Origin of the sequence: Pseudoflavonifractor sp. AF19-9AC, from assembly GCF_003478995.1 — a bacterium.
Taxonomy (GTDB): Bacteria; Bacillota; Clostridia; order Oscillospirales; family Oscillospiraceae; genus Lawsonibacter.
In genome coordinates this window covers 484177-500121 of the sequence record NZ_QUGI01000002.1, presented here as the reverse complement: position 1 = coordinate 500121, position 15945 = coordinate 484177, and the positions used below count along the sequence as shown (strand labels likewise).

The window sequence follows — 15945 nt, the reverse complement described above, 5'->3', positions numbered from 1 at the left end:
CCCGCAGGCGAAATCCCCCATATACCGCTTTGTGCCCTGATGCGGCGGGCCGATGGGGACATCGGCCCCTACGGAAAAGACGCAAGCAAGACCGGCGGGCGCACACTGTGCGCCCCTACGGAGTTACCGTAACTTGATACCGCGGGCGGATGGTATCCGCCCCTACCACAATCCTGTTCCGAACCACAACGCACCACAACCAAGCAACTTACACAACGAGAAAGAAAGACGGTGAACCCATGGCAGAGCTGACCCCCATGATGCAGCAGTATCTGGAAATGAAGGAGCGCAACCCCGACACCATTTTGTTTTTCCGTCTGGGGGATTTTTACGAAATGTTCAACGAGGACGCCAAGCTGGTGTCCAAGGAGCTGGACCTGACCCTCACCACCCGGGACCGGAACAAGCCCCCGGAGGAGCGCACCCCCATGTGCGGCGTGCCTTACCACTCCTGTGACAGCTACATCGCCCGGCTCATCGCCAAGGGCTACAAAGTGGCCATCTGCGAGCAGACCGAGGACCCGGCTCTGGCCAAGGGCCTGGTGGACCGGGACATCATCCGCATCATCACCCCGGGCACCGTCATCGCCTCCTCCATGCTGGAGGAGGGCAAAAATAACTACATCTGCGGCATCTTCACCGACGCATCCGGCTGGGGCCTGTGTCTCTGCGACATCTCCACCGGCGAGGTCTTCGCCACCTCCTTCCCCGCCGGGGAGGAGGCGGAGGACCACCTGAAAAACGAGCTGGGCCGCTTCCACCCCGCCGAGGCGGTGCTGTCCGACGGGGCCTGGAAGACGGAGGGCCTGGGGGAATTTCTCAGGGAGCGGCTGGACTGCCCCTGTGAGAACGGGGGCGAGGCCCGCTTCCGGCTGGAGGCCGCCCAGGCCCTGGTGAAGAAGCAGTTCAAAACCGGCCTGGAAACCCTCCCCGAGGGGGACACCGGAGCGGTGCGGGCCGCCGGGGGCCTCTTGGCCTACCTCTACGAGACCCAGAAGACCGACCTTGGCCACATCGCCAATTTCACCTACTACACCTCCGGGCAGTTTATGGAGCTGGACCTCACCGCCCGGCAGACCCTGGAGCTCACCTCCACCCTCCGCTCCAAGGATAAGAAGGGCTCCCTCCTCTGGGTGCTGGACAAGACCAAGACCGCCATGGGCGGGCGGCTCATCCGGGGCTGGATGGAGCGCCCTCTCCTCTCACCCGTCCAGATCGGGCGGCGGCAGCAGGCGGTGAGCGACCTGGTGGAGGACATCATCACCCGGGAGGAGCTCTCCGCCGTGTTGCGGGAGGTCACCGACCTGGAGCGCCTCATGGGCCGGGTGGTGTATGGCTCCGCCGGAGGCCGGGACCTGGTGTCCCTGTGTACCGGTCTGGAGAAGCTGCCCCGTATCCGATCCCTGCTGGAGGGCTGCTCCTCCGCCCTCCTCCAGTCCCTGCGGGAGGAGCTTGACGACCTGCCCCAGCTCTGCCAGCTTCTCCGCGCCGCCCTGGTGGACGAGCCCCCCTTCTCCGTGAGGGAGGGCGGCTTCATCCGGGACGGCTACGATGAGCAGGTGGACTACCAGCGCAACATTTTGAACCACTCCGCCGAGCTGCTGGCTCAGCTGGAGGTGCGCACCAAGGAGCAGACCGGTATCAAGAACATGAAGGTCAAGTCCAACAAGGTCTTTGGCTACTACATCGAGGTGGCCAAGTCCCAGATTGACCTGGTGCCCGCCGACTGGACGCGGAAGCAGACCACCGTCAACGCCGAGCGGTATATTTCCCAGGAATTGAAGGAGCTGGAGCACGCCATCCTCTCCGCCCAGGACACCGTCACCGCCCTGGAGTACCAGATTTTCTGCTCCCTCAAGGACCAGGTGTGCGCCCAGGTGCACAACATTCAAAAGTCGGCCGCCGCCGTGGCTCAGGTGGACGTTTTGAACTCCTTTGCCACCGTGGCCGCCGCCAACAACTACTGCATGCCCCTGGTGGACGCCTCGGACACCCTCACCATTGTGGAGGGCCGCCATCCGGTGGTGGAAAAGGTGCTCAAGGGCGCCCCCTTCGTCCCCAACGACACCCACATGGACTGCGGCGACGACAAGTGCGCCATCATCACCGGCCCCAACATGGCCGGTAAGTCCACCTACATGCGCCAGACCGCCCTCATCGTCCTCATGGCCCAGATGGGCTCCTTCGTCCCCGCCAAGTCCGCCCACGTGGGCGTGGTGGACCGGGTGTTTACCCGCATCGGAGCCAGCGACGACCTGTCCTCCGGCCAGTCCACCTTCATGGTGGAGATGACCGAGGTGGCCGCCCTGCTGAAAAACGCCACCCGGAAGTCCCTCCTCATTCTGGACGAGATTGGCCGGGGCACCAGCACCTACGACGGCATGGCCATCGCCCGGGCGGTGCTGGAGTACTGCGCCGACCCCAGGCGGCTGGGCTGCAAGACCCTATTTGCCACCCACTACCACGAGCTCACCGCTCTGGAGGGGCAGATTGCCGGGGTGAAGAACTACAACATCGCCGCCAAGAAGCGGGGCGGTGACGTCATCTTCCTGCGGAAAATCGTGCGGGGCGGCGCCGACCAGAGCTACGGCGTGGAGGTGGCCAAGCTGGCGGGCGTGCCCGACCGGGTGGTGAAGCGGGCCCGGGAGATCCTCACCGAACTGGAGCAGGGGCAGGGCGTGCAGCCCGCCGCCCCGGCTGTGGGGGAGAGCGAGCAGGTATCCCTCATGGATCTGGGGGGCCAGACGGTGCTCAAGAAGCTCCGCATGACCGATGTGAACATCCTCTCCCCCATCGAGGCACTGAACCTGCTGGCGGAGCTGAAGCAAGATTTGAACGGATAAGAGCTGCGGAAGGAACGGGAGGGACCGAACATGAAGCGGGCACCCAGGTCCATGGCCGGACTGCTCACCGTGCTGCTGACCGGCATGGGGGCCGTCTTTGCCCTGATTGGGGCGGCCTTTGTGGGACTGGGCGTGTCCGTAAAGGGGGGAAGCCCCTGGTTCTTCGTGACGCTGGGACTTGTGCTTCTGGGAGCGGGCGGGGTGTGTGCCCTGGTCCAATCCCGGCAGCGGAGGGAACAAAAGCGTCTGCGGACGGAGGGCGTGCCTCTGCCCGGGCGGGTGCTGGAGGTACAGCGCCACCCCTTTATCACCTGGAATGTGGATAACGTTGTCACCCTTCCGGGACAGCACTCCCCCTGGACCCTCCGGTGTGCATACACCCTGGACGGCAGGGAGTACACCGTAAGCAGTGAATTGTTGTGGCAGGAGCCCCTGGCGGACAGCCCCGGGCTCACCGTCTACGCCGACCCCGCCCGACCCCGCCGGGCCTGGGTGGACCCGGATACCCTGCGGTACCGGTGGAACCCTTAGCGATTGAGAAAGGAAGAACAAGATGCAGCAAGGAAACCTGATTTTACGCAACGCCGCCCGGGATGAAGGCTACTGGGTGGGGGTGCTCCTGGCCACGGCCGTGGTGTGGTCCATCCTGGAGAAGAGCACCACCGAGGACGCCCTGGCCGGAGCCACCTGTCTGCTGATTGCAGCGGCAATTATTCTGCGCCTGACGCTGCTGCGCCGCTGGCATATTTATACGGCGGACTGGACCCTGGACGATGAGAAGCTGACGGTGGGGACGCGGGTGGTGCCCCTGGAAGACATTGACTCGGTGGGGCTGAAGAACGGCACCTTTACCAAGGGCAGCCTCTATCTCATCATCAAGGGGCGGCAGACCATGCGCCTGGCCGCTCTGGTCCGGGGCAAGGAACGGGATGCCTCCATCCGCAGCATCCGGGAGATGGGCTGGGCGCTGAAGCAGACCATTGAGCGTCTGGACGGGACAGAGGACGCGGAGGGCTAAGCAGCGAAACAGGGAACGCCCGCGCGCTACACCCCTGGACGGGGGAAGCTGGTCCTGATCCCCAATTCGGTGGAGCAGATGGAACAAAATAGATCCAAATAGTAGAGCGACGAACGAAAATTACGAAATGTAGAGGAAAACCATGCCTAAGATTCAAGTATTGGACTCCCATGTGGCCGACCTCATCGCCGCCGGCGAGGTGGTGGAGCGCCCCGCCTCGGTGGCCAAGGAGCTCATGGAGAACGCCATTGACGCCGGAGCCTCCAAGGTGACGGTGGAGATTGCCCGGGGCGGAATGACCTTCCTGCGGGTGACCGACGACGGCCGGGGCATCCCCGCCGGGGAGCTGAAGACCGCCTTTCTCCGCCACGCCACCAGCAAGCTGCGCACGGAATATGACCTGGAGGCCATCGGCACCCTGGGCTTCCGGGGCGAGGCTCTGGCGGCCATCTCCGCGGTGAGCCGGGTGGAAGTCATGTCCCGCACGGCGGACAGCCCCCTGGGGGCATCTCTGGCTCTGGAGGGGGGCGTGCCCGGTGAGGTGGAGGAGGCCGGCTGTCCCCTGGGCACCACCATGGTGGTGCGGGACCTCTTTTTCAACACCCCCGCCCGGCTGAAGTTTGTGAAGAAGGACACCGCCGAGGGGGCGGCTGTCTTCTCCGTGGTCCAGCGGGTGGCCCTGTCCCACCCGGAGGTGAGCGTGAAGTTCATCCGGGACGGCAAGCAGGAGCTGCTCACCCCCGGGGACGGCCAGCTCAAGAGCGCCGTCTACGCCGTGCTGGGCCGGGAGCTGGCCTTGGGCTTCCGGGAGGTGAAAGCCGGGGGCGAGGACATGACCGTCACCGGCTTTGTGTCCATGCCCGCCTGCTGCCGGGCCAGCCGCAGCTGGCAGTTCTTCTTCGTCAATGGCCGCCAGGTGAAAAGCCCCATGATGGCTGCCGCCCTGGAGGAGGCCTATAAGAATCAGAAGATGGTGGGCCGGTTCCCCGGCTGTGTTCTCCATCTGGAAACCAAGCTGTCGGCGGTGGATGTGAACGTCCATCCGGCCAAGACGGAAGTGAAGTTCGGCAACGAGCGGCAGGTGTTTTCCGCCATCTACCACGCCGTTCTCTCCGCCCTGGAGGCCGACCGCTCCCGCCCCGCCCTCACCCTGGAGGGCAGGAACACCGCCCTGCCCGGCTTTGAGGGGAAGGACGCCGTCACCCCCAGCCAGACGGTGCTCTCCCCCAAGCCCCGGGTGGCCGACGGGGGGGCCGCGGTGCGGATGCCCGCCGCCCCCGCCTGGAGCAGGGGCGGGGAGCCGAAGAAGGCGAACCCCCCGGGCAGCTGGGGGGTGGTCTCCCCCGCCCGGCCCCGGACGGTGGAGACGATCCCCTCCCCTGCCCCGGTGAAGCAAATGGAGCCGGAGAAGAAGCTCGCCCCCGCGGCGGTAACCCCGGAGCCCGTGGCCCCGGTGAGCCGGACGGTTGTCCCAGTGGCGGAGGTGGCCCCTGTGGAGCATAAGGTCCCGGTGGAGCCCGCCCCTGTGGAAAACATTCCGGTGGTGGAGACCGCGAAGGCGGAGCAGGTGCCCATTCCGGTGGAAAAGCCGGTGGCCCAGCCCGCTTCTGTCCCGGCGGAGGAAGTGAGCCCCGCCGAGCCGGAGCAGCAGGCCATTGCCACGGAGGCGGAGGCCGCCCAGGAGCCCTGGCGGGTGGCCGGTGAGGTGCTGAACACCTACATTATTGTGGAGCAGGGGGAGCGGGTCTTCTTCATTGACAAGCACGCCGCCCACGAGCGGATGAATTTTGACCGCATGAAGGCCCAGGGCTACGACCCCATGGCCCAGACCCTGCTGACCCCGGTGGTGTGCCGCCTGGGGGCGGAGGAGCGGGAGGCTCTGCTGGCCCACCAGGAGCTGCTGGAGGAGTTCGGCTTCGACGTGGATGAGCTGGGCCGGGATCTGGCGGTGCGTCAGGCTCCCTTCGATGTGGAGGTGGGAGACATTGAGGCCACCCTGGAGGAGCTGGCCCGGAAGCTCATCACCACCGGGTCCGCCGACCCCGCCGCCGCCCGGGACGAGCTGCTGCACACCATGGCCTGCAAGGCGGCCATCAAGGGGGGCTGGAAGACCAGCGGACCGGAGCTGGAGCGGGTGGCCAAAGCAGTCATGGACGGTACCGTGAAGTACTGCCCCCACGGCCGGCCGGTGGCCATCGAGCTGACCAAAAAGGAGCTGGAGAAGCAGTTCAAGCGCGCCTAAACGCTTTCTTGAAAGAAAGCTTAGCAAAGAACTTCCTGCGAAACTTCGTTTCGCCTCTGCGCCCGCCTGCAAAGGGGGTGGGAGGAAGAAAACGGTCCGCCCGCCTGAATGTTTTTTGTGGGGGCGGATGAGCATCCGCCCCCTGGGGTGGGATGAACTTTTCGTAGGGGCCGATGTCTCATCGGCCCGCCAGATCTATATTGACCCGTCATTTGCCGCTGTGGAGGTCCCATGGGGCCAAGCGTCCGAATTTCTTTTTATGGGGAGGAGACGTCCATGCTGGTGAACTGGAATGAATATCTGGCCTGGTATCAGCAGGCTCGGGGCGGATGGTTCTTCGGGGGCGAGGACTGGAGCTGTGACGCACAGCTGGTGCTTCCCCAGGAGGGAAAGCATCCCCTGCTGGTGAATGTGTACGACGCCAACCTGGGCCGGGGCGAGGTACCCGCCCTGCGGGGACGCACCATGGTGAAGCTGGCGCGGGACTATACTCTGCACATCCGGGCCAAGGGCCTGGTGGGCGGAGGGGTCAGCGGTGTGGCCGGGCTGCTGGGCCGGGACATGGATTTCGGTTACCCGGAGGCCCTGGGAGGAAGGATGGTCACCACCAGCGACCGGGCCTTTACCAAGCTGGTGCTGGGCAGTCTGGAGCTGAGAAATTGTCTGGCCGGGCGGAAAAAGGAGTATCTGCGGGTCTACCCCTCCCCCGTTGGAGAGGGCTGGCACACCGTGGAGGCGGGACCAGCCAATCTGGAGGGCACCGTGAAGGGAGGCAGCCCCTGGGTGAGCGAGGCCATGCAGCAGAGCGGCTCCGGCCTCGACACGGAGGAGGTGCGCCGGGCGGCCTACCCCCACTTTGAGGAGCAGATGGACGGATTTCTGGCCCTGCTCCGCTCCGCCGCCGACGCTTTGACCCGGTGGCCCATGCCGCCGGACTGAAAGGAGCGCGTCCATGATTTGGAACACTGGACTTTATTATTACTATCGGCTCCGAGGAGGCACCTTTCTGGGGCTCCACGAGGAGGACGAGCCCAACGCCACCCTGTTCCTCCCCGGAGAGAAGGGGGCGGTGGAGCTGTGCCCCGTTCTCCGGAGCTTCACCCGCTATAACACCAACTGGGACGCGGCGGCCCGGACGTCCGTCACCCTGGAGCGGCCCTTCGCCCTGCGGGTGAAGCCGGAAAACGACCTGCGGCCGGGGATGCGCCCTCTTCTCAAGGCCCTGGACGCGGGGGCGGAGCTGATGGAACTGGACACTCAGCTGTCCATGGACTATGGCTACCCGGAGCTCCGCAAGCGCCCCATCAAGGCCAGCGAGCCCGCCTTTGCCAAGTGGGTCTTTCAGAGCGAGGGGCTGCGGCAGCTGCTGGAGAACCAGCCCGATATGAGTATCCAGGTCTGCCCCCTGGGCCCGGACAGCCGGGAGCACGTGGTGGCCGCCCGGCTTCGCATGGAGTGGCTGAATGAGCCCCAGTGGAACGGGGAGGTGCCTGCCCCTGCCCGGCAGATGGAGAGCTGCCAGGAGGCGGGGCTCTTTGACCAGCTGGACGTCCTGGTGGCCCTGGCCCAGGAGGCTGCCCGGGCACTGACCCAGTGGCCCATGCCGGTGGCAACCAGGTAAGTTCCGAAAACAACGCGGCAGGTGCCGTTCCCCCATAAAGAACCGCCCCGCGAGGGCGGAACGCCAGGCGCGACGCCGCTTATAGGAGCAGGTGGTCATTCAACCGCTTCTTAACGACAGTGGTCGGCGCTTAGACACCCATTCTGGGCTTTTCCGCGCCGGTAGGGTATTGTCCACTTTCTTGATGGCTCCCCCGTAAATAAACGGGGGTCCGGGTGGCGGCGGGATAGGGCATTGAAAATGCCCGTGAGCCGCCCCCGGCGGCGTTTTGCCTACTTTGCCGACGCGGGCAAAGTAGGTCGCCCCGCAGGGCGAAATTATCCCCATCCCCCGTTCTGCCCGCAGACGAAATCCCTACCGATTCTCACGGGTCCAAGGGCGAAGCGCAGCTTCGCAGAAAGTTCTTTGCCCCGCTTTCTTTCAAGAAAGCGGGAGAATAGAGGTGAGTACACATGCCCCCGAAAATTCTAGTCATCAGCGGCCCCACGGCCTCCGGCAAGACCGCCCTGGCGGTGGAGCTGGCCCTGCGGCACAACGGCGAGGTGGTGTCCGCCGACTCCATGCAGATCTACCGCCGCATGGACATCGGCACCGCCAAGCCCACCCGTGAGGAGATGCGGGGGGTGCCCCACCACATGCTGGACGTGGCCGACCCGGCGGAGGACTTCTCCGTGGCCCGGTATGTGGACATGGCCGCCGCCTGTGTGGACGACATCCTCGCCCGGGGCAGGCTGCCCATTGTGGCGGGAGGCACGGGGCTGTACATTGACTCCCTCCTCTCCGGGCGCACCTTCGCCGCCTTTGAGCCGGACAGCTCCCTGCGGGGCGAGCTGGAGGAGCGCTTTGACCGGGTGGGGGGCGAGGCCATGCTGGAGGAACTCTCCAAGGTGGACCCGGCCAGCGCCCAGCGCCTCCACCCCAACGACAAAAAGCGCATCGTCCGGGCCCTGGAGGTCTACCACACCACGGGCAAGACCATCACAGAGCACAACGAGGAGACCAAGGCCATCCCTCCCCGGTACGACGCCCTCACCATCACCCTGGCCTTCCGCCAGCGGCCGGATATGTGGGCACGGATCGACCGGCGGGTGGACGTGATGATGGAGCAGGGCCTGGTGGCCGAGGTGGAGAGCCTGCTGGCCTCCGGCGTGCCGGAAAAGTGCACCGCCATGCAGGCCATCGGCTACAAGGAGATGGCTGCCGCCCTCCGGGGGGACGGGGACACCGCCCGGGCCGCGGAGGAAATCAAGCTCCGCTCCCGGCAGTACGCCAAGCGGCAGCTCACCTGGTTTGGCCGGAATGACCGGGCCAGGCAAATTTTGTGGGACAGCCAGCCGGATTTTGCGGCGGCGTGCCACGCTTCGACCGTTTCTATGGAAGAATTTGGTTTAGTATAGAGGCACTCAGCCAAAGGACAGGCTCTGTCCGGCGGCGTAAAGAAAAAGGAGTGCTACATATGCAGAAAACCAACAACCTTCAGGACATCTTCCTCACCCAGGCCCGCCGGGACCGGCGCAGTGTCACCATGTTCCTCATGAACGGCTTCCAGATGCGGGGCTACGTCACCGGATTTGACGCCTTCACCGTGGTGCTCACCAGCGACGGCAAGCAGCAGCTCATCTACAAGCATGCGATTTCTACCATTGTACCCGAGCGGCCCATTCCCCTGACCACGCCGGGGGAGAACGCCTGAGCGGCTGCTTGCCGTCGGGCGGGGACGGGACGTTTCACGGATAAAAGCCCTCCTGCAAGGAGTTCCGCCGCCCGCAGGCGGCGGAAGACAGTGAAATCCCGTCATTTCCGGCGGCGTGTACGTCGGAAATGACACTTCTCACCCAATTGGGGCCGACTTTTTCGAATGAAATCGAGGCCCAAATTGGGTGCAGCCCTTCTCGAACAAGCGGCTTGCCGCTTGTTCGAAGGTACGCCATTTCTACGATTGTACCTGAGCGCCCCATTCCCCTGACCACGCCGGGAGAGGGCCAGTCATAACCCGCGGGGGGCCGTCCCCCGCCCGGACAAAGAGAGAGAACCAATTATGAAGCAAGGCAAACCTGTCATCACCGTTGTTATGGTGGCCCTGGCTGTGGCCCTGGCCATCTACTTCGGCTTTTACGTCTTTGATACCTTCAACGACCCCTTCTCCACCGCCCTGGTGTACAACTACACCGTCAACGACAGCGCGGAGGCTGACGGCCTTCTGGTGCGGGAGGAGCAGGTGATCTCCTCCCAGGAGGGCATCGTAGAGCTCACCCGCAGCGAGGGGGAAAAGGTAGGCGTGGGCCAGACCGTGGCCATGGTCTACCGGGACAGCCAGGCCCAGGACGACCAGGCCGCCCTGGAGGCCCTGAACCAGGAAATTGCCCTCCTGCAGTACGCCGCCACCGAGAGCGGTGACGTGGAGTCCGCCGCCAAGCTGGACGAGGAGATTCTCCAGGCGGTGGTGGAGCTGCGGGCGTCGGCGGCTCTGGACGATTACAGCCAGCTGGAGGACCAGGTGCTGGAGGTAAAGAGCCAGGTGCTCAAGCGGGGCTACACCTACGGCGAGGGCCTCACCAGCGAGGACCTCTCCGCCCGGCTCCAGGACCTGAAGAACCAGCGCTCTGCCCTGTCCAGCCAGTCTGCCGCCGCCACCACCAAGATTACCGCCTCCCAGTCGGGGATTTTCTCCTCCCTGGTGGACGGCTATGAGACGGTGGTCACGCCCCAGAATGTCTTCCAGCTCACCCCCTCCTCCCTGGAGGGCCTGCTGGACGGGGACGGCGTCACCTCCGGAAACGGACTGGGCAAGCTGATCTGCGGCTACCGCTGGTACTTTGCCGCCACCCTGCCCGTGGACGTGACCGAGCGGATGCGGGAGGGGGGCACCGCCCAGGTGCGCTTCTCCGGCGACTTCACCCAGGACGTGGACATGACTGTGGAGCAGATCGGCCAGGAGGAGAACGGCGAGCAGGTGGTGGTCTTCTCCTCTGACAAGTACCTGGCCCGCACCACCCTGCTGCGCAGCCAGAGTGTGGAAATCATCTTCGACAGCTGGTCTGGCCTGCGTATCCCCAAGGAGGCCCTGCGCATGGAGACCTACACCTACAAGGATGAGGAGACCGGCGAGGAGAAAGAGGGCAGCCGCCTGGGCGTCTATGTGCTGCTGGGCGGCAAGGCCGAGTTCAAGACCGTGAAGGTGATCACCGAAGGCAGCGACTACTATGTGGTGGAGGCCACCAGCACCACCAGCGGCGCCCTGCGGGCCGGGGATGAGGTCATTACCCGGGCCACCGGCCTCTATGACGGCCAGCTGCTGGAATTCTGAGAACATAATAGAATGAATCACGAATGAAAAGATTGCTTTAAACCCGAAAACCAGACAGAAGCCTGGAACGGCAGGCACATGCTGTCCGCCCGACAACGAGGCAGCACTTTTCCGGCAGCCCCATGTGGCCATCCCTAGGGAACGCTGCCGGGCGGGCTGCAGCCTGTTTTCCAGTTCAAACCTGCCAGGCGGGCGCAGAGGCGAAGCGCAGCTTCGCACAAAGTTCTTTGCCAAGCTTTCTTTTAAGAAAGCGTGCGGGCGCAGAGGCGAAGCAAAGCTTCGCAGAACGTTCTTTGCCAAGCTTTCGTTCAAGAAAGCGAGACCGGAGAAAGAGAGAAGGTTTTTATATGGACACCATGGAGCTCAAACATCGGATTGCGGCCGTCCAGGAGAAGATTGCCGCCGCCGCCCGGGCGGCGGGCCGGGACCCGGGTGAGATCACCCTGTGCGCCGCCACCAAGGTGCAGACGGACGATACCATCCGGGCGGCCATTGCCGGGGGCATCAAGGTGTGCGGCGAGAACCGGGTGCAGGAGATGACTGCCCACCTGGCCGCCGGGGCCTATGAGGGGGCGCGGCTCCACTTCATCGGCCACCTCCAGACCAACAAGGTGAACAAGGTGGTGGGCAAGGCGGAGCTCATCCAGTCGGTGGACTCCCTCCACCTGCTCCAGGCCGTCAACGCCCAGGCGGAGAAGCTGAGTGTGGTGCAGGACATCCTGCTGGAGGTAAATATTGCCGGGGAAGAGAGCAAGGGGGGCTGCCCGGTGGGGGAGCTGCCCCGGCTGGTGGAGGCGGCCCAGGCCATGGGCCATGTGCGTCTGCGGGGATTGATGGCCATTCCCCCCATCTCCCACAAGCCCGGGGCCAACCGCCCCTATTTCTCCGCTATGCGTGAGCTTTTTGTTGACATAAAGGGAAAAATGTCGGATAATCAAACTGATATGACCTGCCTGTCCATGGGCATGAGCGGCGACTACGAGGACGCCGTGGCAGAGGGCGCCACCCTGGTCCGGGTGGGAACCGCCCTGTTCGGGCCCCGTCCCCCCATGGGCGCCGCCCGATAAGGGACAGGCAGCGGGGATACACAAAAGAAAAGAGGAACATAACCATGGGAATTTTGGATGAATTCAAGCGTCTTGCCCACCCCTACGAGGATGAGGACGAGGAGGAGTTTGAGGACGATTTTGACGTCTCTCCCCGCCCCGTGGAGCGCCGGGAGCGCAGCCGCAGCACGGAGCCTGCTTACAGCAGCCCCGCCATGGAGGAGAACGAGCGCCGCAGCAACAAGGTGGTCAACATCCGCGCCGCCACCCAGCTGCAGGTGGTGCTGGTGAAGCCGGAGAAGTTTGAGGACGCCTCCGCCATCGCCGATCACCTGCGGGAGAAGCGCACCGTGGTGCTGAACCTGGAGTCCACCAACAAGGAGATCGCCCGCCGTCTGCTGGACTTCCTGTCCGGCGTGGCCTATGCCAACGAGGGCAAGATCAAGAAGGTCGCTATTTCCACCTACATCATCACGCCCTACAACGTGGACATTCTGGGCGATCTCATCGACGAGCTGGAGAACAACGGCCTCTATTTCTAAGGAAGGCCGCGGCGCCGGAGCTTGAGGAGGGAGACGAGGGGATCAGTGCGCCCCTTGCCCCGTGAGGCGGTCCGGCAGAGAGAGAAGGTGCAGGGGCGCGGCGGAACCGCCCGGAGGGGGTTCCACGGCGGCGCGCGCCCTGCCAAAACAAGGGGGTTTTTCGTATGCTTACACCACAGGAAGTATCCGAGCGCGCCTTCCAAAAGGCGTCCTTCGGAGGCTATAACATGTCCCAGGTGGACGAGTTCCTGGACATTCTCACCGGGGACTACTCCGCTCTGTACAGCGAGAACGCTGTGCTGAAGAGCAAAATGAAGGTGCTGGTGGACAAGGTGGAGGAGTACCGCTCCACCGAGGAGGCCATGCGCAAGGCCCTCATGGCCGCCCAGCGGATGGCGGAGGACCTGGTGAAGGAGGCCGAGCAGAAGAAGGAGGCCATCCTCAAGGAGGCGGAGGGCGAGGCCATCCGCCGCAAGGAGGAGATCAGCCGGGAGCTGCAGGCGGAGGAGTACCGCCTTCAGGAGGCCCAGAAGGCCACCGCCGCCATGGTGGCCAAAATCCGCGCCCTCACCCAGCAGCAGGAGAGCTTCCTGGACCAGCTGGACCAGCTGTGCCCGCCCCAGCAGGAGGTCCACGAGGACCCCGTGGAAGAGGCTGTGGAGGAAATTGACGACAGCGTGCAGCGCCTGCTCCAGCAGGCCATGCGGGAGGCCGCCGAGGAGAACCGCAAGGCCCGTGAGGAGGAGCCCGAGGACGAAGGCGAGGAGGAGCACGACGACTTCAGCGACACCGCTGAATTTACCCCCGTGGACCCGGATGAGGAGCCCGAGGAGGACGAGGAGCCCCCGGTCCGGGGCAGCCGCATCGACTTCGGGTCGCTGCAGTTTGGCCGGGACTACGAAATCAAGTAAGGGAGGCCCTCTGAGCCCTCCCCTACCCCGCCGAGGGATTTCTTCCCTCCGGCAAAAACCAACCCTACAAGGAAAAATGGCCGCGGCAGCGGCCATTTTTTTATCACCGCCCCCGGGGCGGCACCAAAGGAGGAACAGCCCATGCTTGAGACCCCGCGGCTTATTCTGCGCCCCTGGGAGGACGGGGACGCGGAGGACCTGTACCGCTACGCCAGCTCCCCCCTGGTGGGACCTGCGGCGGGCTGGCCGGTGCATACCAGTGTGGAAAACAGCCTGGAAATTATTCACTCTGTCCTCTCCGCTCCGGAGACCTATGCCGTGGTCCCCAAGGCGGTGGGACACGCCGTGGGCAGCGTGGGCCTCATGGTGGGGGCGGCCAGCAACCTGAGCCTGCCCGACACCCAGGGAGAGCTGGGCTACTGGATCGGCGTCCCCTACTGGGGCCAGGGCCTCATTCCCGAGGCCTCCCGGGTCCTGCTGCGCCGGGGCTTTGAGGAGCTGGGGCTGGAGGAGATCTGGTGCGGCTATTTTGACGGCAACGAGAAGTCCCGCCGGGTCCAGGAGAAGTGTGGCTTTGTCTACTGTTATACCCGGGAGCACGTGCCCTGCTCCATGCTGGACGAGGCCCGCACCGAACACATCAGCTCCCTCACCCGGGCAGACTGGCTTCGCAGCCTCGGTGAGCCGTAAATCAGAAATCAGAAATTACGGTGTTCCGCCGCTTGAAAAACAACCCGGTCATCCGGCGGGCGCACTCAGACTATGTTTACACCCCCTTCCCAGGCGGGCGCAGAGGCGAAGCGCAGCTTCGCACAAAGTTCTTTGCCCCGCTTTCTTTCAAGAAAGCGGGGGCGGTTTTGCTTGCGTTTTCCGGCGGAGAAGGGTATAATGGCAACAATACCGGGGGTGTCTTGTCACCCCCCTTTTTTTGAAGGAGGTCTCCTCTGCGATGAAAGCGAAGACCAACATGACCATGCTCTGTGACTTTTACGAGCTCACCATGGCCAATGGATACTTCCAGACCGGACTGAAGGACCGGATCTGCTACTTTGACGTGTTTTACCGCTCCGTCCCCGACAACGGGGGCTTCTCTCTGGCCGCCGGCCTCGCCCAGGTGGTGGAGTACATCCAGGAACTGCGCTTTGACCAGGAGGACCTGGACTACCTGCGCTCCAAGGGCTGCTTCTGCGAGGACTTCCTGAACTTCCTGAAGGAGTTCCGCTTCACCGGCGACATCTGGGCCGTGCCCGAGGGCACCCCCATCTTCCCCGGCGAGCCCATCCTCACCGTCCGGGCCCCCGCCATCCAGGCCCAGTTTGTGGAGACCTTCATCCTCCTCACCCTGAACCACCAGTCCCTCATCGCCACCAAGTCCAACCGCATCGTCCGGGCCGCCGAGGGCCGGCCCGTGGCTGAGTTCGGTTCCCGCCGGGCCCAGGGCTCCGACGGCGCCCTGCTGGGCGCCCGGGCCAGCTACATCGCCGGCTGCTCCGCCACCGCCTGCACCATGGCCGACCAGCGCTACGGCTCCCCCGCCACCGGCACCATGGCCCACTCCTGGGTGCAGATGTTCCCCGACGAATATACCGCCTTCAAGACCTACTGCGAGCTCTACCCGGAGAACGCCACCCTGCTGGTGGACACCTACAACGTCCTGAAGTCCGGCGTGCCCAACGCCATCCGGGCCTTTAAGGAGGTCCTCCTCCCCCGGGGCATCACCCGGTGCGGCATCCGCCTGGACTCCGGCGACCTCACCTACCTGTCCCAGAAGGCTCGGAAGATGCTGGACGACGCCGGCCTCACCGAGTGCAAGATCGTGGCCTCCAACGCCCTGGACGAGTACATCATCCGGGACCTGGTGCGCCAGGGCGCCCGCATTGACTCCTTCGGCGTGGGCGAGCGGCTTATCACCTCCCGGTCCGAGCCTGTCTTCGGCGGCGTCTATAAACTGGCCGCCATCGAGGACGACCAGGGCAATATCATCCCCAAGATCAAGGTCAGCGAAAACCCGGCCAAAATTACCACCCCCCACTTCAAGAAGGTGTACCGCATCTTCTCCAAGGACACCGGTAAGGCGGAGGCCGACCTTATCTGCGTCCACGACGAGCAGATTGATTTCTCCCAGCCCCTGGAGCTCTTTGACCCGGATGCCACCTGGAAGCGGAAGGTCTTCACCGATGTGGAGGCCCGGGAGCTGATGGTGCCCATCTTCCAGGGGGGCCAGCTGGTGTACGAGGTGCCTGACCTCCAGACCAGCCGGGCCTACTGCCAGCGGCAGGTGGACGCCCTGTGGGATGAGGTGAAGCGGTTCGAGAACCCCCATAATTACTATGTGGACCTCAGCCAGAAGCTGTGGGACATCAAGCACCAGCTGCTGAACTCACACGAAGTTAAGTAAACAGAATCAAAAAGCGG

14 protein-coding genes are annotated in these 15945 nt (G+C 64.3%); all 14 read left to right on the top strand.

All coding sequences use genetic code 11. The features are described from left to right. The first annotated feature begins 239 nt into the window (after positions 1-239). The 14 genes from mutS to DWX58_RS05235 all read left to right on the top strand — a co-directional run bounded on the left by mutS (position 240) and on the right by DWX58_RS05235 (position 15928). Entirely contained in the window at positions 240-2843 is a 2604-nt protein-coding gene (mutS, locus tag DWX58_RS05300; RefSeq protein ID WP_118641915.1) for a DNA mismatch repair protein MutS, read from the top strand. Positions 2844-2873: 30 nt separating this feature from the next. Continuing rightward, positions 2874-3374 (top strand): DUF3592 domain-containing protein, encoded by a 501-nt coding sequence (locus tag DWX58_RS05295; RefSeq protein ID WP_118641914.1) that lies wholly within the window; start codon positions 2874-2876, stop codon positions 3372-3374. A gap of 22 nt (positions 3375-3396) precedes the next feature. Continuing rightward, positions 3397-3861 carry a hypothetical protein gene (locus DWX58_RS05290; protein WP_118641913.1) on the top strand — a complete coding sequence of 155 codons (465 nt, stop codon included), beginning with the start codon at positions 3397-3399 and terminating at the stop codon, positions 3859-3861. A 142-nt stretch (positions 3862-4003) separates the two neighbouring features. Then, positions 4004-6103 carry a DNA mismatch repair endonuclease MutL gene (mutL, locus tag DWX58_RS05285; RefSeq protein ID WP_118641912.1) on the top strand — a complete coding sequence of 700 codons (2100 nt, stop codon included), beginning with the start codon at positions 4004-4006 and terminating at the stop codon, positions 6101-6103. Positions 6104-6379: 276 nt separating this feature from the next. Beyond that, positions 6380-7042, top strand: a complete 663-nt coding sequence (locus DWX58_RS05280; protein WP_118641911.1) for a hypothetical protein — start codon at positions 6380-6382, stop codon at positions 7040-7042. 13 nt (positions 7043-7055) lie between these two features. Next, on the top strand, positions 7056-7724 hold the full coding sequence (locus DWX58_RS05275; protein ID WP_118641910.1) for a hypothetical protein: 669 nt from the start codon (positions 7056-7058) through the stop codon (positions 7722-7724). 452 nt (positions 7725-8176) lie between these two features. Next, positions 8177-9121 carry a tRNA (adenosine(37)-N6)-dimethylallyltransferase MiaA gene (gene miaA / locus DWX58_RS05270; RefSeq protein WP_118641909.1) on the top strand — a complete coding sequence of 315 codons (945 nt, stop codon included), beginning with the start codon at positions 8177-8179 and terminating at the stop codon, positions 9119-9121. 59 nt (positions 9122-9180) lie between these two features. Further along, complete coding sequence (gene hfq / locus DWX58_RS05265) at positions 9181-9417, top strand: RNA chaperone Hfq (RefSeq protein ID WP_118641908.1); 237 nt, start codon at positions 9181-9183, stop codon at positions 9415-9417. Between the two features lie 345 nt (positions 9418-9762). Then, positions 9763-11031, top strand: coding sequence for an HlyD family efflux transporter periplasmic adaptor subunit (locus DWX58_RS05260; RefSeq protein WP_118641907.1), 1269 nt, complete (start codon positions 9763-9765; stop codon positions 11029-11031). A 356-nt stretch (positions 11032-11387) separates the two neighbouring features. After that, positions 11388-12098 carry a YggS family pyridoxal phosphate-dependent enzyme gene (locus tag DWX58_RS05255; RefSeq protein WP_118641995.1) on the top strand — a complete coding sequence of 237 codons (711 nt, stop codon included), beginning with the start codon at positions 11388-11390 and terminating at the stop codon, positions 12096-12098. Positions 12099-12142: 44 nt separating this feature from the next. Continuing rightward, on the top strand, positions 12143-12619 hold the full coding sequence (locus tag DWX58_RS05250; protein ID WP_118641906.1) for a cell division protein SepF: 477 nt from the start codon (positions 12143-12145) through the stop codon (positions 12617-12619). Positions 12620-12783: 164 nt separating this feature from the next. Then, on the top strand, positions 12784-13530 hold the full coding sequence (locus tag DWX58_RS05245; protein WP_118641905.1) for a DivIVA domain-containing protein: 747 nt from the start codon (positions 12784-12786) through the stop codon (positions 13528-13530). A gap of 141 nt (positions 13531-13671) precedes the next feature. Further along, positions 13672-14220 carry a GNAT family N-acetyltransferase gene (locus DWX58_RS05240; protein WP_118641904.1) on the top strand — a complete coding sequence of 183 codons (549 nt, stop codon included), beginning with the start codon at positions 13672-13674 and terminating at the stop codon, positions 14218-14220. Positions 14221-14479: 259 nt separating this feature from the next. After that, the gene (locus tag DWX58_RS05235; protein WP_118641903.1) at positions 14480-15928 is read left to right on the top strand and encodes a nicotinate phosphoribosyltransferase; all 1449 of its coding nucleotides are present in this window, start codon (positions 14480-14482) and stop codon (positions 15926-15928) included. Positions 15929-15945 lie beyond the last annotated feature (17 nt).